This window comes from Natrialbaceae archaeon AArc-T1-2 (genome assembly GCF_030273315.1).
Taxonomy (GTDB): Archaea; Halobacteriota; Halobacteria; order Halobacteriales; family Natrialbaceae; genus Tc-Br11-E2g1.
The window spans coordinates 611906-633514 of record NZ_CP127174.1 but is presented as its reverse complement, the minus strand read 5'-3'; the positions used below and the strand labels follow the sequence as shown (position 1 = coordinate 633514).

The 21609-nt window shown below is 64.4% G+C and carries 26 protein-coding genes; 9 read left to right on the top strand and 17 right to left on the bottom strand.

All coding sequences use genetic code 11. The annotated features are described in order from the left end of the window. Window positions 1-123 precede the first annotated feature (123 nt). From QQ977_RS03195 to QQ977_RS03185, 3 genes are all read right to left on the bottom strand, one after another. The gene (locus tag QQ977_RS03195; RefSeq protein ID WP_285927491.1) at window positions 124-921 is read right to left on the bottom strand and encodes a ZIP family metal transporter; all 798 of its coding nucleotides are present in this window, start codon (window positions 919-921) and stop codon (window positions 124-126) included. A 71-nt stretch (window positions 922-992) separates the two neighbouring features. After that, window positions 993-1532 carry a DUF1684 domain-containing protein gene (locus QQ977_RS03190; protein WP_285927490.1) on the bottom strand — a complete coding sequence of 180 codons (540 nt, stop codon included), beginning with the start codon at window positions 1530-1532 and terminating at the stop codon, window positions 993-995. A 213-nt stretch (window positions 1533-1745) separates the two neighbouring features. Beyond that, window positions 1746-2393, bottom strand: a complete 648-nt coding sequence (locus QQ977_RS03185) for a nitrous oxide reductase accessory protein NosL (RefSeq protein WP_285927489.1) — start codon at window positions 2391-2393, stop codon at window positions 1746-1748. A 151-nt stretch (window positions 2394-2544) separates the two neighbouring features. Here QQ977_RS03185 and QQ977_RS03180 point away from each other — a divergent pair, with 151 nt between their 5' ends. Then, complete coding sequence (locus QQ977_RS03180; RefSeq protein ID WP_285927488.1) at window positions 2545-3171, top strand: nitrous oxide reductase accessory protein NosL; 627 nt, start codon at window positions 2545-2547, stop codon at window positions 3169-3171. An 18-nt stretch (window positions 3172-3189) separates the two neighbouring features. On the opposite strand, the gene QQ977_RS03175 is transcribed toward QQ977_RS03180, so the two are convergent. Both QQ977_RS03175 and lrpA1 read right to left on the bottom strand, forming a co-directional pair. Then, a complete protein-coding gene (locus QQ977_RS03175; protein ID WP_285927487.1) occupies window positions 3190-3672 on the bottom strand; it encodes an SRPBCC family protein in 483 nt (160 codons plus the stop codon). Window positions 3673-3748: 76 nt separating this feature from the next. Continuing rightward, window positions 3749-4177 (bottom strand): HTH-type transcriptional regulator LrpA1, encoded by a 429-nt coding sequence (lrpA1, locus tag QQ977_RS03170; RefSeq protein WP_285927486.1) that lies wholly within the window; start codon window positions 4175-4177, stop codon window positions 3749-3751. Between the two features lie 174 nt (window positions 4178-4351). On the opposite strand from lrpA1, the gene QQ977_RS03165 reads away from it, so the two are divergent. After that, window positions 4352-4663 (top strand): hypothetical protein, encoded by a 312-nt coding sequence (locus QQ977_RS03165; protein WP_285927485.1) that lies wholly within the window; start codon window positions 4352-4354, stop codon window positions 4661-4663. 18 nt (window positions 4664-4681) lie between these two features. Here the strand turns inward: QQ977_RS03165 and QQ977_RS03160 are convergent, their stop codons facing one another. The 3 genes from QQ977_RS03160 to aroC all read right to left on the bottom strand — a co-directional run bounded on the left by QQ977_RS03160 (window position 4682) and on the right by aroC (window position 8913). Further along, window positions 4682-5623: a thiamine pyrophosphate-dependent enzyme gene (locus QQ977_RS03160; protein ID WP_285927484.1), complete on the bottom strand. Its 942-nt coding sequence runs from the start codon at window positions 5621-5623 to the stop codon at window positions 4682-4684. 2 nt (window positions 5624-5625) lie between these two features. Beyond that, window positions 5626-7533 carry a 2-oxoacid:acceptor oxidoreductase subunit alpha gene (locus tag QQ977_RS03155; RefSeq protein ID WP_285927483.1) on the bottom strand — a complete coding sequence of 636 codons (1908 nt, stop codon included), beginning with the start codon at window positions 7531-7533 and terminating at the stop codon, window positions 5626-5628. Window positions 7534-7761: 228 nt separating this feature from the next. Continuing rightward, window positions 7762-8913, bottom strand: coding sequence for a chorismate synthase (gene aroC / locus QQ977_RS03150; protein ID WP_285927482.1), 1152 nt, complete (start codon window positions 8911-8913; stop codon window positions 7762-7764). 93 nt (window positions 8914-9006) lie between these two features. On the opposite strand from aroC, the gene QQ977_RS03145 reads away from it, so the two are divergent. After that, window positions 9007-9444 (top strand): universal stress protein, encoded by a 438-nt coding sequence (locus QQ977_RS03145; RefSeq protein ID WP_285927481.1) that lies wholly within the window; start codon window positions 9007-9009, stop codon window positions 9442-9444. Between the two features lie 51 nt (window positions 9445-9495). Further along, window positions 9496-9942 (top strand): universal stress protein, encoded by a 447-nt coding sequence (locus QQ977_RS03140; protein WP_285927480.1) that lies wholly within the window; start codon window positions 9496-9498, stop codon window positions 9940-9942. A gap of 126 nt (window positions 9943-10068) precedes the next feature. Here the strand turns inward: QQ977_RS03140 and QQ977_RS03135 are convergent, their stop codons facing one another. Then, complete coding sequence (locus tag QQ977_RS03135; protein WP_285927479.1) at window positions 10069-12138, bottom strand: cation:proton antiporter; 2070 nt, start codon at window positions 12136-12138, stop codon at window positions 10069-10071. A 226-nt stretch (window positions 12139-12364) separates the two neighbouring features. Here QQ977_RS03135 and QQ977_RS03130 point away from each other — a divergent pair, with 226 nt between their 5' ends. The 3 genes from QQ977_RS03130 (at window position 12365) to QQ977_RS03120 (ending at window position 16707) form a co-directional block, all read left to right on the top strand. Further along, a complete protein-coding gene (locus QQ977_RS03130) occupies window positions 12365-14407 on the top strand; it encodes a cation:proton antiporter (protein ID WP_285927478.1) in 2043 nt (680 codons plus the stop codon). Between the two features lie 66 nt (window positions 14408-14473). After that, complete coding sequence (locus tag QQ977_RS03125; RefSeq protein WP_285927477.1) at window positions 14474-15292, top strand: hypothetical protein; 819 nt, start codon at window positions 14474-14476, stop codon at window positions 15290-15292. Between the two features lie 116 nt (window positions 15293-15408). Continuing rightward, window positions 15409-16707, top strand: a complete 1299-nt coding sequence (locus tag QQ977_RS03120; RefSeq protein ID WP_285927476.1) for a hypothetical protein — start codon at window positions 15409-15411, stop codon at window positions 16705-16707. A 33-nt stretch (window positions 16708-16740) separates the two neighbouring features. Here the strand turns inward: QQ977_RS03120 and QQ977_RS03115 are convergent, their stop codons facing one another. Further along, window positions 16741-17049 carry a transcription factor S gene (locus QQ977_RS03115; protein WP_285927475.1) on the bottom strand — a complete coding sequence of 103 codons (309 nt, stop codon included), beginning with the start codon at window positions 17047-17049 and terminating at the stop codon, window positions 16741-16743. Between the two features lie 155 nt (window positions 17050-17204). Beyond that, window positions 17205-17333 (bottom strand): hypothetical protein, encoded by a 129-nt coding sequence (locus tag QQ977_RS03110; RefSeq protein ID WP_285927474.1) that lies wholly within the window; start codon window positions 17331-17333, stop codon window positions 17205-17207. 124 nt (window positions 17334-17457) lie between these two features. On the opposite strand from QQ977_RS03110, the gene QQ977_RS03105 reads away from it, so the two are divergent. Then, on the top strand, window positions 17458-17802 hold the full coding sequence (locus QQ977_RS03105) for a DUF7344 domain-containing protein (RefSeq protein WP_285927472.1): 345 nt from the start codon (window positions 17458-17460) through the stop codon (window positions 17800-17802). Between the two features lie 57 nt (window positions 17803-17859). Then, on the top strand, window positions 17860-17994 hold the full coding sequence (locus QQ977_RS03100) for a DUF7560 family zinc ribbon protein (protein ID WP_285927471.1): 135 nt from the start codon (window positions 17860-17862) through the stop codon (window positions 17992-17994). Here the strand turns inward: QQ977_RS03100 and QQ977_RS03095 are convergent. From QQ977_RS03095 to QQ977_RS03070, 6 genes are all read right to left on the bottom strand, one after another. After that, complete coding sequence (locus QQ977_RS03095; protein ID WP_285927470.1) at window positions 17991-18443, bottom strand: pyridoxamine 5'-phosphate oxidase family protein; 453 nt, start codon at window positions 18441-18443, stop codon at window positions 17991-17993. The genes QQ977_RS03100 and QQ977_RS03095 overlap by 4 nt on opposite strands. 55 nt (window positions 18444-18498) lie before the next feature. Further along, window positions 18499-19143, bottom strand: a complete 645-nt coding sequence (locus QQ977_RS03090) for a helix-turn-helix domain-containing protein (RefSeq protein ID WP_285927469.1) — start codon at window positions 19141-19143, stop codon at window positions 18499-18501. Window positions 19144-19244: 101 nt separating this feature from the next. Beyond that, window positions 19245-20027, bottom strand: a complete 783-nt coding sequence (gene rpsB, locus QQ977_RS03085; RefSeq protein WP_285927467.1) for a 30S ribosomal protein S2 — start codon at window positions 20025-20027, stop codon at window positions 19245-19247. Continuing rightward, complete coding sequence (gene eno / locus QQ977_RS03080; protein WP_285927465.1) at window positions 20024-21229, bottom strand: phosphopyruvate hydratase; 1206 nt, start codon at window positions 21227-21229, stop codon at window positions 20024-20026. The genes rpsB and eno overlap by 4 nt, the downstream gene beginning before the upstream one ends. Next, window positions 21230-21409 (bottom strand): DNA-directed RNA polymerase subunit K, encoded by a 180-nt coding sequence (locus QQ977_RS03075; RefSeq protein WP_285927464.1) that lies wholly within the window; start codon window positions 21407-21409, stop codon window positions 21230-21232. Continuing rightward, complete coding sequence (locus tag QQ977_RS03070) at window positions 21409-21603, bottom strand: DNA-directed RNA polymerase subunit N (protein ID WP_285927463.1); 195 nt, start codon at window positions 21601-21603, stop codon at window positions 21409-21411. Before QQ977_RS03070 ends, QQ977_RS03075 begins: the two co-directional genes overlap by 1 nt. Window positions 21604-21609: the final 6 nt, after the last annotated feature.

The following is a 21609-nucleotide window of genomic DNA, read 5'->3' as shown; positions in this document are numbered from 1 at the left end:
GGTTGACCGGTTTCACTCATCAGTCGACGCTTGGAACGGTACTAGCCTGTAAGCGCCCGGCGCAGGATCACCAGCAATTCGTGCGTCGGCACTCGTACGGACCGTTGTCCGTATCTCGAGCGATCAGATGAACGCGAGCGGAATCATCACCAGCACGCCGACGACGATCCCGCCCGCGAGTTCCGGCTTCCCGCCGTTCGGGAGCCTCTCGCCGATCTCTAGGGCTTCGGGGATGAACTCGGTGAGTACGAGATAGATCATCGCACCGGCGGCGAACCCGAAGCCGAAGGGAAGAAACTCCCGGGCGAACCGCACGAACGCGAACGCGATGACGGCCCCGATCGGCTGTGGCAGACTCGAGAAGACGGCCCACCAGACCATCTTCCACTCGGAGACGCCCATCGACTTCAGCGGGATCGAGATCGCGGTCCCCTCCGGAATGTTGTGAATCGAGATCGCGATCGTCATGAAAATCGCCAACAGCGGGACGGAAATGCCCAGCAGCTGGACACCGTCTTCGAGACCGAGGTCGGCGAACGAGACGCCGACGGCGACCCCTTCGGGGAAGCTGTGGACGGTCAGGATGCCGAGAATGAGCACGAGTTTCTTGAAGTCCGCTTCCTCGTACTCCCGCGGATCGATGTCGGCGTCCATGAGTACGTCGCGTGCGACGACGACGAGCAAGACGCCGACAGCCATCCCCGCGGCAATCTCTGTCGCGGTCCCTTCCGCGAGTCCCTCCTCGATGAGCCCGAACACCGACGCCGAGACCATGATCCCCGAGGACAGTCCCCAGAGCACGACGTTTCGACGATCGCTGATCTCATCGAAGAAGAAAAACGGTAACACGCCGATGCCGGTCGCAAGCGCCGTGATAAACCCCGCGACGAACACCAGCGTGAGGTTTCCGAGCAGATCCATCTACGAATCGACTCTCGGACGGGTCGTATAAATCGCCAGCGAAGCCGGACTCCCGTCCTCGAGAGAGTCGGTCACCGATAGTTCTTCTCGCCGGCCTCGATCCGCACCTCGAGCCAGTTCTCCATCGGCGGGAGCGGACACTCGTACTGCTCCGAGTACGCACACGTCGGGTTGTACGCCTCGTTGAAATCGAGAATCCAGCTCCCCTCGTCCGTTCGATGAGCGTCTTCCTCGAGGTCGAGATACCGGCCAGCGCCGTAGGTCTCCTCGCCGCTTGTCGCGTCCCGGAACGGAACCCAGAGTCGGTCGTCGTCTGGCTCGGACTTGTACGCCTGCAGCGTCACGTTCTCGCCGTCGACGGTAACGCGGAACTCGCCCCAGCGCAGGTACTCCCGTTCGCCCTCTGTGCTCGTCCCGACGGTGACCCGTTCGGGCTCGTCGTACTCGTGTAAGGAGAGCTCGAACCGGTAGTCCTCGTCGATCGGATAGTACGCGAGCCCCTCGAACGACCCCCGTTCGTCCGGCGGGATCGGCGAGCGTGGATGCGTCGCGAAGTACTCGTCTTTCTCCGCACGTCGCGTCTCGATCGCCTGTTGCCACGCGTCTCCCATATGGGGTGTAAGACGTATCGACAGATAATGGCATCCGGGATCGACGACTCTCACTGACTGCTGTGTCGTTCCGGGGGCAACCGTGACTCGTCTTGCGTTGTCCCGGGAATCAGGAACAACAATCCGTTTCAGTACCGTTCCAAGCGTCGACTGATGAGTGAAACCGGTCAACCGCACTCGGTTTCACCCATCAGTTCAGGCTTTGAACGCCACTCAGTCTTCGAAGTGATCCTCCCGGTAGGTCATCGCGAGGTCTTCGTCGAAGTCCTCGAGGGTGATGATGTCCTCGTCGTCGTACTCCTCGAAGTCGTCGACGAAGCCCTCGGCGTCTTCACGCTCTGCGAACGGCGTCGGATTGATCATCATGATGTCGTCGACGTGGTCCGGATCGGTCACGCGGACGTAGTACGCCTCCGCGCCGTCGACGAGTTCGCCGCCGAAGCAGGTGACCCACACGTTCTCGATCGGCGCTTCGCAGTCGCCGAACTCGAGCGGGTCGGGGTAGTACGCCGCCATGCAGCCGGACGAACAGAAGTACGCCCGCGTTCCGGTCTCGTGGACGAGCTGGGCGTTCCAGTCGGGATGTTCCGCAGGTGCCATCCCACAGACCGCACACTCGGTGCCGTCGAACTCGGCTGGCTCGTCGAGCGCGGGTTCTGCGTCTTCGTCGTCGGTTTCCTCGTCGTCTGTCACTTCGTCGTCGACCTCTTCGTCACCTGCCTCGTCGTCGACCTCTTCGTCGTCGGTCTCTTCGGGCTCGTCGTCGTCGCCGAGACAGCCTGCGAGACCGACCGCCGTCCCGATACCGATCGCACCGAGCACTCGTCGCCTGTCGACCGCGAGTTTGTCTGGTTCGCGCATATTCGTTCGTACCCGCGCACCTCTCAAAGTCCGTCTGGTCCATCCGTCGAATGGTTTCGAGAATCGTGCCACAGACGCTTTGTACCAGTTGTCCACTCGTTCGGGAGCCGAGAGCGGGCCGGTTTTGTCGCTCGAGCACTACCGATCGGTCATGTGTGAGTTCGCATCGTCTCCGCCCAGTAGACGGCAGCTGCTGGCGGCCGTGGGGATCGGAGCGGCCGCGGCGCTTGCGGGCTGTCTGGGCGACGACTCGGACGACGATCCAGCGGACGACGCCGATCCGGCGGACGACGACGAGGGCGAGTTCTGGCCGTCCGACGAGGTGCCGGTCGACGAACTCGCCGAGGTGCCAGCCGAGGCGGTCTGTGTCGTCTGCCCGATGCCGCCGGCCGAGTACCCCGACTGGAACGCCCAGGCTGCACACGAGGACGGGACGCGGGCGTTCTTCTGTTCGCCCGGCTGTGCGATCGCGTACACGGTCTATCCCGATGTCTTCGATGCACCCGAGGCATCGCTGGCCAACTGGTGGGTCACCGACGTCGCGACGGGCGAGGCCGTCGACGGCCACGAGACGTACTACGTCCTCGATTCGAATCCGGACCGGGCTCACGGACCGATGGTGAACCCGTATCCCTTCGCCGACCGGGAAGGTGCCCTCGAGTACGCAGGCGAGTACGACGACCTCGAGGAAGACGACGTCATCGCCGGGGACGAACTCGACTCGGACGTCGCGATGGCGTTCAGAGAGACGTACGTCGAACGGGCGCGGGCGGAGTGACGGTCGTCGGAACGGTCGCTACCCCTCGAGCAACGCCTTCGTCCGCCGGTGGCGGTATCGAAACATGGGCTCGAACCCGATCCGCGAGAACGGCTCGAGAGCGGCGCCCACCCCACCCATCGGCAGCGCGTACTCGATCCGGTCGCGGACGATCGTCGACGTCCCGTCGGCGTAGAACGCGTGCGTATGGAGCCACCGATCGAAGGGACCGTCGATCATCTCGTCGCGAAAGACGGCCGCCCCCTCGGTTCGCTCGCGGGAGGTGATACGCGACGTCCAGTACGTTCGCGGACCCACGTCGAACGGCCGCATCGACAGCGAGAGTTCCGTTCCCGCCTCGAGCACCGTCGGAGACGAGACGTCGTCGGGGCCGACCACGCGTTCGACGCGAAGTCCCATCCAGTCGGGCGTCAGCGCCTCGAGACCCTCGACTCGCGAGTGAAACGTCCAGACGTCCTCGAGCGACGCGTCGACGCGGGTCTCGCGTTCGTACGTTGCCATGGGCGGAGTACGCGTCCGAACGACAAAATGCCGGGGCCCACGTACGCTGCCGGGCGGAACGTTCGACCCGAAGCCGTCACTTGAGTCGTTCCTGCAAGAACGACGGATGTGCGGCCGTGACGCCTTCGATCTCGAGGATCTCCTCGGCGATGATGTCGCCGAGCTCGTCGCCGTCTTCGGCTCGCACCTCCGCCATCAGCATGTGATCGCCGCTTGAACTGTACAGCGACTCGATCTCTTCGAGCGATTTGAGCGCGTTGGTCGCTTCGACGTAGCGTTCGCTTGCGACGTCGACCCCGACCAGCGCGATCGTCTGACTCGAGAGCTTCTTCGGGTCGACGTCGGCCGAGTAGCCGACGATGACGCCGTCTGACTCGAGTTGGTCGATGTACTTTCGAACGGTGGGTTTCGAGACGTCCGCCCGGTCCGCGATCTCGGCGTAGGAGGCCTGGGCGTCTTCCTCGAGAACTTCGAGGATACGATCTTCCGTCGATCGGCTGCTCATGTCGATCTATTTTACCCGGACGCAAAAAAGATCTTCTGTATCCGAAAACGACAGCGTTGCAGAATAAAAGCCGGCTCGATTCGTGGGTTTCTCACCGCTGGTAACGACCCGAACCGCCACGCCGTTGCCCGATCGATCGTCGAACTTATTCGTCCGCCACGCCCAGTTTCGTCGATGGTCGACTTCGAGCTCGTCTTGGGTATCGTCTGGATCGTCTTCGGCGTGATCATCCTGATCCCGGCGTACTTCATCGCATTTCGCGGCCGCGCCGACTTCCACGTCAACTACGACGAGAGTGTCGACCCGGCGTACGTCTCGCGGTGGGCCGGTACCACAGCCCTGCTTATGGGGTTGCTCGTCGTCGCCTACGGCCTCTACCAGCTCGCATACGGCTACTCGACCGTCGTATTCGGCGCGCTTCTCGTCTCGTTGCTCGTATTGAGTTCGCTCACGAAACGATTCGCGCAGGGTTGGGGCGCTGATTGACGTCGGAGACGTTCTCGCTTACGTGTGTCGATCGAGCAGGTCGTAGCTGCGTTCCCACTCGTAGTCGTCGTCGAAGTAGCGTTCGGCGAGTGGCTCTTCGGGCACGTCGCCGAGCGCTCGTTTCTCCGTCCCGTAGGAGGGGCTGTCCTCGTCGATGTAGTACCGACCGGTGAGGACGGTCCCCTCGTGGAGGACGTCCTCGGTCTCGATCATCATCTCGGCGGCCTCACGGCGGTCCGTGACGTCGAACTCGTAGTCCTCCGAGTCCTGAACGTCGACGTAGGGGACGTACTGGCGGGCGTCCTTGTTCCAGGTCGGACACTGGGTGAGGAAATCGACGTGGGCGAAGCCGTCGTGTTCGATCGCCTCCACGAGGATCTCTTTCGCCTGGTTCGGGTTGACCGCGGCCGTGCGAGCGATGTAGGTCGCCCCGGCGGTCAGCGCCATCGACAGCGGCCGCAGCGGCGTCTTCGCGCTGCCGGATGGCTGCGTTTTGGACTTATGACCTTTCGGGCTCGTGGGCGAAGTCTGGCCTTTCGTCAGGCCGAAGACCTCGTTGTTGAACACGATGTAGGTCATGTCGTGGTTCTCCCGGGCCGTGTGGATGAAGTGGTTCCCCCCGATGCCGTAGCCGTCGCCGTCCCCGCCCGCGGCGATCACCTCGAGGTCGGGGTTGGCGAGTTTCGCCGCGCGTGCGACGGGCAGCGACCGGCCGTGGATCGTGTGGAAGCCGTACGTGTCGAGGTAGCTGTTCAGCTTGCCCGAACAGCCGATTCCGGTGACCGTCAACACCTCGTCGGGGCTCTTTCCGACCTCCGGTAGCGCCTGTTTTAGCGCTTTGAGGACGCCGAAGTCACCACAGCCCGGACACCAGGTCGGTTGGGGCTCGAGACCGGGCGTGAACTCCTCGCGGTCTACCTCTCGATCCGTTCCCGTTCCGATTGCGTTGAATGCGCTCATTGTCAGTCACCTGCTGCAGGTTCGATTCGTACCTGTGCGGTCGGTTCCTCGTCGGTGTCGGCGACGTTGACCTCGTAGCCTTCGACGACCTCTGCGGGTTCGAACGGGTTACCGTTGTACTTGAGCAGGCTCGTCAGTTTCTCGCCGAACCGACCCAGCTCCTTCTGGAGCAGCCCGCGGAACTGGGCGGTAGCGTTCATCTCGACGACCATCGCCTCGTCGACGCTCTCTATGAACTCGGTCATCTCCGTCTCGGGGAAGGGCATCATATCGGAGACGGTGACGCCTTTTACGGAGTGACCGTGCGCGTTCAGGCGGTCGACCGCCTCGGCGACAGCACCGTGGGACGACCCCCACGTGATGATACCGAAGTCTGCCGTCTCATCGCCGTAGTAGGTCTGGTTCGAGGGGTGTTCCTCGTCGAGTTCTTCGCGGATCGCCTCGAGTTTCCCGATCCGACGTTCCATCTGGGCGACGCGGTTATCGGGGTCTTCCTCGATGTGTCCCTCGGGCGTGTGCTCGTTGCCCGTCGCGAGGTATCGTCCGCCCTCCTGTCCCGGCAGCGACCGTGGACTGACGCCCGCGTCGTTGTCGGGGTCGTGCTGGAACCGTCGGAACTTCCCGGAGGCGTCGTGGGCAGCTTCGGCCAGTTCCTCCTCGGTGAGCGTCGAGCCGAGCGCCGGCTCGGGCTCGCGATCGAAGAAGCTGACCGGGACGTTTTTGTTCTCGCCACTGAGCTTCTGGTCGTAGATGACGATCGCCGGGAGCTGATACTCGTAGGCGAGGTGAAACGCCAGTCGCGTCTGCTCGTAGGCCTCCTCGATGTCGCCGGGTGCAAAGACGACTCTCGAGGAATCGCCCTGGCTCGTATAGAGGACGTGCTCTAAGTCTCCTTGCTCGGGCTTGGTCGGCATACCGGTGGAGGGACCGGCCCGCATCGCCTCGATCAGGACGATCGGAGTTTCGGTCATCTCCGCGAGGCCGAGCGGTTCGCTCATCAGGGCGAAGCCGCCGCCGGAGGAGCCGGACATCGCTTTCACGCCGGCGTGACTCGCACCGAGGGCAAGCGCCGCGGCGGCGATCTCGTCTTCGACCTGTTCGGCGATCCCACCCATATCGGGGAAGTTCTGGGTCAGGATCGTGAAGACGTCCGTCCACGGCGTCATCGGGTAGCCGGCGATGAACCGACAGCCGGCGTCGATCGCGCCGTAGGCGATCGCGTTCGAACCCGACAGAAGCGCCTGCTGTTCGTCGTGGTCGCCCTCCGGAACGCGCAGGTCGTGGGTAAACTCGTACTCGTCTCGGACCGATTCGTAGGCCTCGTGGAGGATCTCAATGTTCGTCTCGAGGACCTCGCCGCCCATGGCATCTTCCATCAGGTCCTCGATGTGCTCGAGGTCCATCTCGAGCAACGCGGCCGTCGCGCCGACGCCGGCGGTGTTTCGCATGACTTCGCGGCCGTACTCCCTCGCGAGTCCCCGCAGATCGAGCGGGTAGACGTGCCAGTCGTTCTCCTCGGCACGCGCCTCGAGGTCCAGTTCCTCGACGTCTTCCTCGCTAAGCAGTCCCTCGTCGTAGACGATGACGCCGCCCTCGCGGAGTTCGTCTACGTTCTCCGAGAGTGGTTTGATCTCCTCGTTGTCGTAGACGGAATCTTCCTGCGGGTTCCGGGCGAACGAGTCGCCAAGCGCGAGCAGGAAGTTGTAGCCGTCCCCCCGTGACTGTACCTCCCGATCCGCGGCACGGATCTCGACGTACGTGTGACCGCCACGAATCCGTGACGGATAGTGACGATGTGTAAAGACGTCGAGACCCGCGCGCATCAGCGCCGTCGCAAAGTTCTGGCTCGTCGAGTCGATCCCGTCTCCGGAACCGCCCGCGATTCGCCAGATGAGTTCGTTGTCGCTCATGGTGAGGTCGTGGCTATAAGCCAGCGGTACCTAGTCGTTTGCTCTACCGGACCTAAAGACTTTGCTATACATTACCATGCATCAATCGTGAAGGATTGCGATCTCGACGCCGTCCGTCGTTTTTGATAATGATGGATTCCGAGAACGTCCCCTAACATGTTCGTTCTCGATAACAAACGTAACGTCGCCGCCGACACCTCGAACGGCGAGCCGATAGTCCGGCGATCGTTACTCGTTTCGGGGGCTGTTCGGGTGGTAATCAGTGTCGTACTCGCCGGGTTGGTCGTCGACGCGGTCGGGATTGATCCGCCCCGAGAGTAACATGAAATCCACGAGGGTGAGCGCGAGCATCGCCTCGACGACCGGCACCCCCCGCGGCGGGAGCACGGGGTCGTGACGGCCGATGACTTTCTCCTCTTTGAGTTCGCCAGTCTCCCAGTCTGCGGTCTGTTGGGTCTTCGGGATCGAGGTGGGTGCGTGCAGGGTGACCTCGCCGTAGATCGGTTCGCCACTCGAGATCCCGCCCTGGATGCCGCCGTGGTCGTTCTCGACGGGCGTCGGATTCCCCTCCGAATCGAACTCCCAGTCGTCGTTTCGTTCTTTGCCCGTCCACTCGCGGGCTTCCCGTCCGAGGCCGAACTCGACGGCCGTTACGGCCGGGATCGCCATCATCGCCTGGCCGAGCCGCGCCGACAGCGAGTCGAAGCGGGGCGCACCGAGCCCGACGGGGATGCCGCGGGTCTCGAAGTAGACGCTCCCGCCGATGGAGTCGCCTTCCTCCTGGTACTCCTCGATCAGCTCCTGCATTCGCGCGGCGGTCTCGGGGTGGGCACAGCGGACGTCGTTTTCCTCGCTGTGTTCGAGTATCTCCTCGAAGCTCACCTCGGGCGCTTCGACCTCGCCGATCTGATTGACGTGAGCCTTGAGTTCGATCCCTTCCCGTGCGAGGAGTTTCTTTGCGATTGCGCCCGCGGCGACCCAGTTGACTGTCTCGCGTGCCGACGATCGCCCTCCGCCACCCCAGTTTCGGGTGCCGAACTTGGCCGAATAGGTAAAGTCGCCGTGGGAGGGTCGGGGTGCGGTGATAAAGGGTTCGTACTTGCCCGAACGGGCGTCTTTGTTCTGGATGACCATCCCGATCGGGGTGCCCGTGGTGTAGCCGTCTTGCAGCCCCGACTTGATCGAGACGTCGTCGGGTTCGCCGCGACTCGTCGTGATCATCGACTGGCCGGGTTTGCGTCGGTCGAGGTCTTCTTGAATGTCCTCTTCTGAGAGTTCGAGGCCGGCGGGACAGCCCGAGACGGTACAGCCCATCGCCTCGCCGTGACTCTCGCCGAACGTGGTCACCTGGAAGAGGCGACCGAAACGGTTGCCGTTCATTACCCGCCTCTCTGTGACGGGGCCACTTAGCGATGAAGGATCCGTACCGGCGATAGACCGTACGACTTTGAGCCACGAGTCCGTACGTCGGGTATGTACGATTCGATCCTCGTCGCCACCGACGGCAGCGACGACGCGTCGGTCGCGGTCGAGCACGCGGTCGCGCTCGCCGACCGACTCGAGGTTCCACTGTACGGCGTCGCCGTCGTAGAGACGCGCCGGGAGTACGACAACGCGATTGTCGACCCCGAAACCGTCGAGAAGCGGCTGCGCGAGCGCGCGGCATCCACACTCGAGGAGATCGAGACGCGGGCCGAGGCGGCGGACGTTCCGCTCGAGACGGCGATCAGGACAGGGATTCCCCACGAGGAGATCATCGCGTACGGCGAGGATCACGACGTCGGCGTGCTCGTCGTCGGCGCACGCGGACGGTCGTCGTTCAGGCGCACCCTGCTCGGCAGCACCGTCGACGCGGTCGTTCGCCTCTCGCCGATTCCGGTCCTGGTCGTCGGGGCGGACGGGGATCGGTGACGCGACGGTCCCGACCGAACCTTTACCTCGTCCGTCGTTTCACAGTGGGTTATGACACTACTCGTTCCGTTTGACGGGTCGACGCTGTCGACCGCGGCACTCGAGAAAGCGTCCGAACACGCCGAACTCACGGACGAAGACGTGGTCGCGGTGACGATCGTGCCGGACGACGGTGACTACGCACGGGAACGGGGCTGGATCCAGGACCACGAGCAGTTCGATCCGGACGTCGTCGTCAGGAAGATGCGAAACATCGTCGACAGCGTCGCCCCCGAGGCGACGTTTCGCCACGAGATCGTCGACTCCGACGAACCGACGGCGACGTCGACGACGAACGTGGTCCGGACGATCCGCGACGTCGCCGCCGACGTCGACGCCGACGTGGTGTTCGTCGGCAGCGAGAACGCGGGCTCGGTGACGACGCCGCTGTCGAGCGTCGGTGGTCCGGTCGCGAGCGACCAGCAGTACGACGTCTACGTCGTTCGTCACGCGGACTGATACGGACCGCTGTGCGTCAGCCCCGCCACAACCGCGACCCGTCCTTCGGTTGTGCCGGGGGGTCGGTCCAGCAGACCGTATGACGCCGTGAAGACACGTGCGTGAGTTCCGATCGCGTCGTGACGATCACTCGATCTTGAGAAACGTCGCGTCGTACTCGGGTTCGTCCTCCCGCGGGTAGATCGTGATGAACGACTCCGGCGGCAGTTCCACGAGCCGTCCCGGAAGTTCTCCGAGTTCGCTGTGCCAGCCGACGCTTCCCTCCCGGGGCGACATGACGATGATCAGGTCGTCCGAGCCGGTCCGGGTGGACAACTCCGGTAGCAGCGACCCCCAGGAGTCGACCTCGTCGAACTCGGCAGTGAGTTCCTGCTCGACGAGTCCGAACAGTCGCTCGTACTGGCGGGGACTTCCCTCGACGACCAGGACGGTCATCGGCGTCCCGAGCTGGATCGCCAGCCGCTTGACCGTGTGGACGGCTTCGTAGAACCCCTCGTGGTGATCGAGTCCGGGCGGAACGACGACGTACAGCTTCTGGGTCGTGTTGATCGGGTGGCCGAGTCGCGAGACGACGACCGGAACCGTCGTCCGGCGCAGCACCTGGTCGATGGTCGAACCGAAGATCCGGCGGCCGAACGTCCGACTGGCATCCCATCCAATGACGATCGTGTCGGCGCGCGTCTCGACGCTCCCGCGGACGATCCCCGAGGCGACGTTGTGGTTGACCCGCGTTTCGACCTCGACGGGAATCTCGGCGGCTCCGCCGAACTCGGCGGCGTTCTCGAGGTCGCGTTCGACCTCGGCGACCCGGGTTTCGGTCTTGCCCGAGCGGGGCGGGACCACGGTGAGCAGGTGGACCGGTTCGGTCCCGTACCGGTCTTTGAGGACGAACGCGAGCTCGAGCAGCCGACGGCGACGATCGGCGTCGGTCGACAGCGGCAGCAGGATGCGCGGATCGAGAGCGTCCTCGCCGCCGGGGTCGACGTCGGCATCGAGAGCGAGACGCGTGCCGAACCGTTCGGTGAGCCAGGGACTGACGACGGCGGTCACGAGCAACATGAGCACGACGGCGTTGAGCACGTGATCGCCGAACAGACCGGCCTCGTAGCCGATCAACGTGATCGCAAGCGCCGCGGCGGCCTGACCCGTCGAGAGCCCGAAGATGACGCCCAGTTCGTTTCGGTCGTAGCCCTGGATCGTCGCCACGATCCAGGCAGCCACGGCCTTGGTGGCGAGCATGACGACGACGACGACGCCAGCGACCTCGAGCGTGCGCAGTCCGTCGAAGATGACGGCGGGGTTGACGAGGATGCCGACGTATAGCAGGAAAAACGGGATGAAGAAGGCGTTGCCGACGAACTCGACGCGGTTCATCAGCGTCCCGCCGCGAGGAATCTGGCGGTTGAGCGCCAGTCCGGCGACGAACGCACCGAGGATACCCGAGATGTCGAGCACCTCGGCGAGGCTGGCGGCGGCAAACAGCGCCACGACGACGAACAGAAACTCGTAGTAACTCTCGTCGGAGAGGTTCTGGAAGAACCACCGAGCAATCGGCGGAACGACGAGCAACACACTGGCGAAGAGAATCGCGAGCGAGACGGCGATGTCGACGAACAATGCCAGCGTGAGGCCGCCGTCGATCGCTCCAATCACGATCGCGAGCACGACGAGTGCGAGCGTATCGGTAAAGAGAATACCACCGAAGACGGCGGTCACGGCACGGTTGTCGGTGATGTCGAGCCGGTTGGCGATCGGATACGCGAGCAGCGTGTGGGAAGCGAAGACGGCCGCAAGCAAAAGCGCTGCCCACTCCGAGAGCCCGAGCACGTAGTAGCCGGCTCCGACCCCGACGACGAGCGGCACGAAGAAACTCGTCAGTCCGAACAACGCGGCGTTTTCTGGTGCCTTGAGAAAGCCCCGCAGATCGATCTCGAGGCCGACGGTAAACAGCAGGTAGACGAGTCCGACCTCGCCTAAGAGGACGATCGCCTCGCTCTCGTCTAACAGCCCGAGTGCGCCGGGGCCGATCGCCACCCCGAACAGGACGATCCCGACAATACCGGGCTGTCCGAGTCGCTTGATCAGAAGCGGCGCGACGAGAAACACCGCGAGTGCGAGCGCAAAGACGAGCACCGGTTCCTCGAGCGGGAGCGACAGCGGTCCCCCGAGGACGAGCACAGCGGGTTCGGCTCTCATGACGCGTTCGGTTTCGTCGTGTACATTCGCTACGGAGCCCCACACCTGTTCGTGATATATTCAACCATGCTCGGAGTTACGAGTCGTATTCGATGGTGAATTCACACGGAAACATAAACCCATTCAAAACGGCCGCGGCATCCGACCGTCGTGCGCCAGTTTCGATCCGGGGCGAAACTGATGTATCGTGGCGTGGTACGGATCACGCAGCCGTCGATCAGTACGAATGGTTCCCCCGAGCGTTTCGCTTCCGGTCGAGGACCCGGTGCTCGTCTTCGGACTCGCGATGGTGGTCTTTCTGACCGCGCCGCTCGTGTTGCAGCGATATCGGCTGCCGGGTATCGTCGGAATCATCGTCGCCGGGGCCGTCGTCGGCCCGAACGGGCTCGGCCTGCTGGCACGCGACGACACCATCGTGTTACTCGGCGAGGTCGGGCTGATCTACCTGCTTTTCGTCGCGGGACTCGAGATCGACTTCGATCGCTTTCTCGAGTCCGCCGACCGGAGCGTCGTGTTCGGTCTGCTCTCCTTTCTCGTCCCCCAGGTAGTGGGAACGGTCGTCGGCTACGTCGTCTTCGGGTTCTCGATCGCCGCAGCAGCGCTGTTTGCCGCCGTATTCTCTTCACACACGTTGCTCGCCTATCCGATCGTGAGCCGACTCGGGATCGCGACCGACGAGAGCGTCGCCACGACGGTCGGCGGGACGATCCTCACCGACACGCTCGCGTTGCTCGTTCTCGCGGTCGCCGTCGCCTCGGTCGAGGAGGGGATCGGCGTCGGATTCTGGCTCGAGTTGACTGTCGGGCTGGCACTTTTTTTCGCCGGCGTGTGGGTACTCGTCCCGCGACTCGGTCGGTGGTTCTTTCGAACCGTCGACCAGGAGAGCTACTACGAGTTCCTGTTCGTGATGGCGGTGCTGTTTGCCTGTGCCGTCCTCGCGGAGGTGGCTGGCGTCGAACCGATCGTCGGAGCCTTCCTCGCGGGGCTCGTCCTCAATCGACTGATCCCCCGTCGCGGACCGTTGCTCAACCGCATCGAGTTCGTCGGCAACGCCCTCTTCATCCCGTTTTTCTTGCTGTCGGTCGGGATGCTCGTCGACGTCCGCGTGCTCGTCGCCGGTGGGGAAACGCTCGCCATCGCCGGCGCGTTCATCGTCCTCACGATCATCACCAAATACGCCGCAGCGTGGCTCACCGCGTATCACTACGACTACTCGAGCGACCAGCTGTCGACGATGTTCGGTCTCTCGGTCGGACAGGCTGCAGCCGCACTGGCGATCGTTCTCGTTGGGTTCGACGTCGGACTGCTAGACGAACACGTGATAAACGCCGTCGTGATTCTGGTCGTCGTCGCCAGCGTCCTCGGATCGATCGTCGTCGACCGTTCCGGACGAGCAATCGCCCGCGCGACGGAGCGGTCGACGTACGACCCCGACGACGTCCCACAGCGAATCATGATGCCGATTTCGCCCGAATCGCAGTACCACGAGCGGCTGTTCGACCTCGCGCTGGCGTTGCACCGTCCGTCCGACCCCATCTATACGCTCACCGTCGTCGAGCCCGGTCCGGAGACCGAGACCGATCCCTCGGTAGCCGAAGCCGAGGCGCTGCTCGAGGACGTCGAGGCGTACGGCGCTGGCGCCGAGGTTCCGGTCGAGCGCCGGACGCGGATCGATCACAACGTCGCTTCCGGGATCGTCCGCGCGACCGTCGAGAACCGGATCACGACGCTCGTCGTCGGCTGGGACGGGGCGCGCTCGCGTCGGCAGCGGGTCTTCGGCGACGTCATCGACCGGGTTCTCGTCCGAACGACCGTCCAGGTATTCGTCGCCCGGATTCGACGGCCGCTCAACGTCACGGAGCGTCTCGTCCTGTTGTGCCCACCGGAAATCGTCGACAATCAGGGGTTCGGCGAGGCGGCCCATCGCGTCGGACAGCTCGCCGATCACGCCGGGGCCGACGTTCGCGCGGTCACGATCGGCGGTGACGCCGACCGGGTCGAACACGCGCTCGCGTCGGTCGACACCGGACCGACCGCGACGATCGATCGCGTCGACGGTTGGGAGGAGGTCTCGACGTTCCTCCGCGACGAGATCGGTCCGGACGACCTGGTCGTTGCAGTGAGTGCCCGCCGGGGAACGGTCGGCTGGCATCCGGAGCTTCGGACACTGCCGAATCGAATCGCGACGCGTTCGGCAGGAAATTTCGTCGTCCTGTATCCCGCCCGTCGCGACCGCGACGACGACCGCCGATACCTTCAGCTTCGATGATAGCCACGACCCGACCCGATCCAGTGACGAACTTCTTTTATAACGCCAGCGTAATACACCGGATGAATGGGTACCGACGACGGCCGGACGCGACGGGACCGCCCGAACGGGGCGGCGGTCACGAAACGAGAGTACGACGGGGTGGCGATCGAGGACCTCCGTCGGGGTATGGAGCGTCACGTCGGGGAGTGTCGAACCGACGACGCGACGACCGACGATCGCGAAAGCGGGGAGTCCGTCGACCATCGGATCGTGGCCGTCGCCGACGAGCGGCGGGTCGACGACGGGACGATCGAGTACCGACCGTACGGACCCTACGGCGCGATGGCACTCGTCATTGGCTTTCTCTTTATGCTTCCCACGATCTTTCTCTCGCTCGTCCTCTCGGGGATCGGCTACTACTATTACAGGCGAACGGACCGGACGACCCTCCCCATCGTCGAACAGGACGTCGTTCGAGCCGACGTGTCCACGACGGACGACGGTATCACCGTCACGTACGTCATGGATTCGTTCGTGAGCGTCGACGCCGACCGGGTCGGCGACCTCGCGTGGCCCCACCGGCTCGCGATACTCAACTACGCCACCCGCTGGCACAACTCGCTGGCCAACGACCGGGTACACCGCGACGTCGACGACACGATCATGGGTAACCTGACGGCGTGGGCGAACCGAAACGCCGACTCCCACGTCGAGACGTTGCGCTCGATCCAGCACGGACTCGACCGCGAGTTCGAGACCCGCCGCGAGTACTCCGGCCTGCTGCGCGAGACGCTTCCGGAAAGCGGCGTCGCCAACCTCGCAGCCCACCGCGGGATGCTCTCGAGAGAGCTCACCGATCTCGTCGCGGCGGTCGAAACCGACCTGGAGCGCGAGAGAACGTAGTTCGCTCCCACTCGTCGACACGCGCCGGCATCAGCGACCACCCGATCCGTCGGCCGCCAGGACAGTCGCCACCCACTGAAAAATGATTGATGTATTCGGTCCAACAACGCGACAGCATGGCAAGCTACGGCAGGCGGTCGTATCTGGGAGCCGTCGCGGGAGGCGCGGCGCTTGCACTCGGCTATCCAGCCGGGCGTCTGACACGTGCCGAGCGTGGACAGTCACTTGACGTGATAGTTTCCGACGCGAGCGGCCCCGTCGACGCGGGCGAGGCGCTCTCGGTGACGGCCCGGCTCGAGAACGTCGGTGACGAGGACGTCGCCGAGACCGTCCGCCTCGAGGTGGGCGAGGAGGTCGTCGACACCGACACCGTGACCCTCGCGGCCGGCGAGGTGACGACGACCACGCTCGGCTACGAAACCGCGGCCGTCGCACGGACAACCAGGTTCCCGGTGACCGTCACAGCGGGCACCGACACGGCAGAACGGGTCGTTACCGTGTTCGGCACCGAAGACCCGTCGATCGCCCGGATCGGACCCGCCGACGAGATTGCCGTCCAGCCCGGCTCGACGGTCCTCTTCGAGGCCGCCGTTTCCGATCCCGTCGAGGCGGAGTGGTACGTCGACGACGACGGCCCCCTGTCGAACCTCGAGGAGCTGTTTTTCGGCTCGGTTACCACGCACCTGAATCGAGCGGCGCTCTCGCCGACGTTCGAGACGACCGGCACGAGGGAGGTACGCGTCGTCGCCGACGACTCGGCGGTCGGATGGACCGTCGACGTCGATCCCGACGGCTCCGGCCCACCATCGATCGAGACCCTCTCGAGCGAACCGGGCGAAGACGAGACCGCCGGGTCGAGCGACACGCTCGAGGTAACTACGACGGTCTCCCATCCCGACGGTGGGCTCGGCAGCGTGTTGTGGTTCGAGCCCGGCAACGCCATCGTCGTCGACGAATCCGACGTGAGCGACGACCGGGATACGGCCACGCTCTCACGACCTATCGAGGACGCCTACTGGATCGAACGCGGGTACGAAACGACGGCTGCGGTCGTCTCCGACGCGGGCGTCGTCGGCGACGTCGACTCGGTCCCCGGTCCCGACGTCAGGCCGCCGTTCGCCGTCGAGATCGCCGATGCAAACGATCCCGTCGACGCGGGCGACGTCCTCGAGGTGACGGCCGAGGTGAGAAACGAGGGGGGTACGTTCGCCGGCGAGGGAAGCCAGGAGATCGAACTCGCAGTCGGCGGCGAGGTCGTCGATACCGACGCCGTGACGCTCGGACTCGGCGAGACGACGACGGTCACGCTCGGCTACGAGACTGCTACCGTTAGACGTGACGTCGAGTTCCCGGTGACCGTCGCGAGTCCGGACGACTTGTCCGATCGAACGGTTCGGGTGTTCGGCGTGGAGTAAGCGGGTGTCTCCGAGTCGGGGACGGACCGACCGTCAGTGGTCGTCCTCGCGCCACTTGTGCTCACACTCGGTACAGATGAAAAAGCGCGTCTCTGACTCGTCGGCGGCGCGGATCTGTTGCATGTACCAGTAGGCCCTGTCGTTGCCACACTCGGGACAGCTGGCGTCGGTCTCGGGCAACGACGTCTCCTCCGAGGATTCGATGATCTCGCTTGCCTCCTGATCTTCGGTGACGGTGTACTGGGCGGCGTCTCCTTTCGGTTTCGTGAACTCACAGCTTCCACACACCCACATGCCGTCCTCGGCTTTCATCATCGAACCGCATTCGTCGCAAAACTCCATCGGTACTCCGGAGTAGGTGGGCGCGGAAACTTAAGAGACGCGTTTGTACACTCGGTCACTGGTCCGGACCGAGACGGCTCCGACGGTCTCGTGGGCCGTCTCTGATGGCCAAGCCCGAAGGCGGTAGCCACCATTCCCGTCTCGACGCTCGAGGATCAAAACAGCGCCAGCGTCAGCATGCGAACGAGCGTCCCGAGCGTAAAAATCGCGATCAGAACCCCCGTCGCCAGAACGACGGCCGGTGGGAGCTTCTTCTCCTCGAACTCGAAGAGGTAGTTTCGCATACCGGAACTGGAGACCGTCTGGCAGGTAACTCTTTCTGTCGACCGATCGCCATCGCGACCCCTCTTAAACTCCCACCATAACGTGGGTGTCGAACTACGGACGTCCCGGATGTACGTGTTGCCGATGCCAGACCAGGACGCCGATGCCGTGTTCAGCGCGCTCGCAGCGTCGGAGCGACGGCGACTGTTAGCGATCCTCACGGACCACTCCCCGTCGGAGACGGTCGCGTTCGCGACGCTCCAGTCGACGCTCGTCGACGAACCCGAGCACACCCACGACCGCGACGTATGCATCAGCCTGTTCCACGTCCATCTCCCCTTGCTCGAGGACCACGGGTTCGTCCGGTGGGATCCCGAGACGAACGAAATCGGCCGGGGACCGAGGTTCGACGACCTCGAGCCCATGCTAGACGGCGTCGACGACGGCCGGCTCGTCGACGGCGGGCTCCGGGGACGGCTGTCGCTTTGAGCCCACACCACAAACACCTTGATGCTGTGTCCCGACAGCTCCGACCAGCGGGGGGCAATGGAATACGTATTCAGCTGTCCGGAGTGTCGCCAGGAGATCGAACTCGACGATCCGTTACGCCAGGCGACGCTGTCGAACGGGTGTCCCGTCTGTGGGGCGGCCGTCACGGCCGACCACTTCGCGTCGTGTTAACGGTCGATCTCGACCCGACGACCGCTCAATTCGTCGGGCTCGAGTTCGTACAGCCGAATGTCGAGGTCGGCCGTCGGCTCGCCCCAGATCTCGAACAGCGGTCGTTTCGCGTCGCCGTACTGTTCGACGTGATCGACCGTCAGTTCCTCGGGTGGCAGCTCCTCGAGCGGGCCGGCAGCGACGGCGCTTCGGTAGATCGGTTCCGTCTCGGCCCGGTCGTAGACGACGAGACGGGCTCGAGGCCTCGAGCCGAGGAACCGACGCTTCTCGCTGTCCGGCGTCGACACCAGCCGGAGATACACCGTTCGCTCGTCGGCGTCGTAGCCGTAGGAGATCGGGATGGCGTAGGGTTCGTCGTCCCGGGCAAGCCCCAACACACCGGTCTCGTGACGCCCGAGGCAGCTGTCGATTTCGGTCGCCGTCATCGCCGTTTCCTCGGCATGTGACATTGTTCACGTATGCGTCGCGTCGACACTTAACTCTGCCACCGCGACCGGCCGAGGGCTACCGGCTGTCCTCGAACACGTCTTTGAGGAGCTTTCGCTGGGCCGTCCGCAGGTGCTCGGTGACCGTCGACCGGGTGATCTCGAGTTCCTCGGCGAGTTCCGTCGCGTTCGTCCGTCTGGGCCGCTCGAAGTAGCCGTGCTCGTAGGCTGTCCGTACCACCTCGAGCTGTCGGTCGGTGAGCTGGTCCCGGTCGACGAAGACGCCCGCATCCGACCGCTCGTCGGCCGGCGCCTGGAGCAATCGCGTGACGTCGACGTCGGAAAACCGGTCCCGGAGCTCGCCCATCACCGTCTGGAGCTGCTCGAAGTCCGCGACGTGAAAGACGAGCGTCACGCCACCGTCTTCGGCGACGTACCGGTCGATCGGACAGCCGAACTGGCCGAGACACTCACATGGACAGTCGGGGTCGCCGTCGTGAGAGAGCCGATACAGCGTCGCTGTCCCGTACGGACACACCGGCGTCGCGTCTACGTCGTCCGGTACTTCAGTGGCCAGAAACTCGGTTACAGTTCCCGTCGGTCCGGGTAACGCGGTGCTTCTCGAGATCCGGCCGACGGTCTCCCCAGTGGCTGTGGCGACGCGTGCGAGCCGACAGTGTGCCGGGTTCCGGACTGTTACCGTCGCTCGTATTCCGGACACCATACATGACACACTTTATCATAGGACGCTACACTCTTCAGTGTGCGGGCTCGGGGCCTCGAGCAGGATACGACGGGACGAAAAACGGGCGACCGTCGACGGACTCAGATTCCGCTCTCGAAGTCCTCGAGCGAGTACGCCGGCTCGGCACCGCGGCGGTCGAGGACTTCGTTTGCGAGCAGCCAGTAGACGACCGACAGCGCCTTGCGACCCTTGTTGTTCGTCGGGACGACGAGGTCGACGTTACTGACCTGGTTGTTCGAGTCACACATCGCGATGACCGGAATACCCACGGTGATCGCCTCCTTGACGGCCTGAGCGTCACCGATCGGGTCCGTGACGACGACGACGTCGGGTTCGATGTAGCCGTCGTACTTCGGATTCGTCAGCGTTCCCGGGATGAATCGACCGGTGCGTGCTCGAGCGCCGACCGCTTCCGCGAACTTCTCTGCCGGGAAGCGACCGTACTGGCGACTCGAGGTAACCAGGATCTGTTCGGGAGCGTAGTTCGCGAGGAAGTTCGCGGCCGTGCGGATACGGCCGTCGGTCTTCGAGACGTCGAGCACGTAGAGGCCGTCGGTCCGGACGCGGTGGATGAACCGCTCCATGTCCTCGGTCTTTTGCTGGGTACCGATGTGGACGCCGGCTCCGAGGTAGTCCTCGACGGGGATGAGCAGGTCCGCTTCCTCGTCGCTCATCACGTCGTCGTCGAGGGACGGTCCCTCGTCGTCTTGTTCGGCCTCGGCGGCTGCCTCGGCGTCCGCTTCCTCTGCGGGCTCGACGTCCTCGGCGGGTTCGGCGGCGGGGCCGGCACCTTCGGCCGGCTCCTCGTCGATCTCCTCCTCGGCGGCGTCGAGCCCCTCCTGTGGTGTATCGTTTTCTGTCATGTCGCGTCGTCTGCGATTCGAATGAGCTCGTTGAGCTTTGCGGTTCGCTCGCCACCGACGGCACCCGTTTTGATAAACGGCGCGTCCGTCGCGACGGCGAGGTGTGCGATCGTCGCGTCTTCGGTCTCGCCAGAGCGATGGGAGATGACGGCGTCGTAGCCGTTTTTCGTCGCGAGTTCGACCGCATCGAAGGCGTCAGAAAGCGTCCCGATCTGGTTCGGCTTGATCAGGATGCTGTTTGCCGCGCCCTCCTCGATCCCAGTCGCGAGACGATCCGTGTTCGTCACGAACAGGTCGTCGCCACAGATCAGGGTCCGGTCGCCGACTTCCTCCGTGAGCTCGGCAAACGCCTCGTAGTCGTCCTCGTCGAGGGGATCCTCGACGTAGACGAGGTCGTACTCGGAGACGAGGTCGGCGACGTACTCGATCTGTTCGTCGGTGTCTCGAGTCCGGTCGCTGTACTCGTAGACACCCTCCTCGGCGTCGTACATCTCGGCGGCCGCCATATCGAGCCCGAAACCGATCTCGAAGCCGACGTCTTCGGCGACCGTTTCGACCGCCTCGTCGACGATCTCGAACGCCTCCGCGTCGTCGATCGAGGGTGCCCAGGCTCCCTCGTCGCCCTTGCCGGAGGGAACGCCCCGGTCCTCGAGCAACGCGGCGACCTCGCCGTGGACGGCCGCGTTGGCGAAGACGGCATCGGCGACGCTGGGTGCGCCGACGGGGGCGACGAGAAACTCCTGGATATCCGTCGCGTCTGCGGCGTGTTCGCCGCCGCCGACGACGTTTCCGAGCGGGACAGGGAAGTTCTCGCCACGGAACGTGCCGCCGAGATGCTGGTACAGCGGCGCACCGAGCACGTCGGCACCGGCCTTCGCTGCGGCCATCGAGATGGCGACCGCGCTGTTTGCGCCGATCTCCGAGAAGTCGTCCGTACCGTCTGCCGCGCGCAAGATCCCGTCGACCTCGCGCTGGTTGCCGGCGTAGGCCTCGCCGACGAGGCGGGGTACGGCGTGTTCTCTGGCGGCGGCGATCGCTTCATTCGGCGGCCGTTCGATCGCCTCGTACTCGCCCGTACTCGCTCCCGAGGGCGCTGCCGCGCGGCCGAAGCCGCCGCTTTCGGTGAGCACGTCGGCCTCGACGGTGGGGTTGCCACGGGAGTCGAGCACACGCCGGAGTCGAACGTCGGTGATCAGCGTCATCTACGCCTCACCTCGGTCGACCGTAAACGGCAACACGCCGGCGTCGTACTCTTCGGCGGCGATGAGGATCGGCTCCGACTGGTCGGTTTCGATCAACACCGGTGCGCCGTGTGAGACCTGCAGCGCTCTCGCGCCGAGGATCCGCGCTTTCTCGTAGCGGTTGTGTCGTTGTCTCTGCATTACTGGTATGGTGCGACGACGTCGACGAGGTCGGTGTGAGAGACGAGCATTCGCCGACAGCAGTACCGATCGACGCCGAGGTCGTCGAGAACCTCCTGTGGGTCTTCCTCGCCCTCGTTCGCTCGCTCGTCGAACGCTTCCCAGTGTTCGCCTACGACGGTGCCACAGGTGAAACACCGGACCGGTACCATCATATCCTG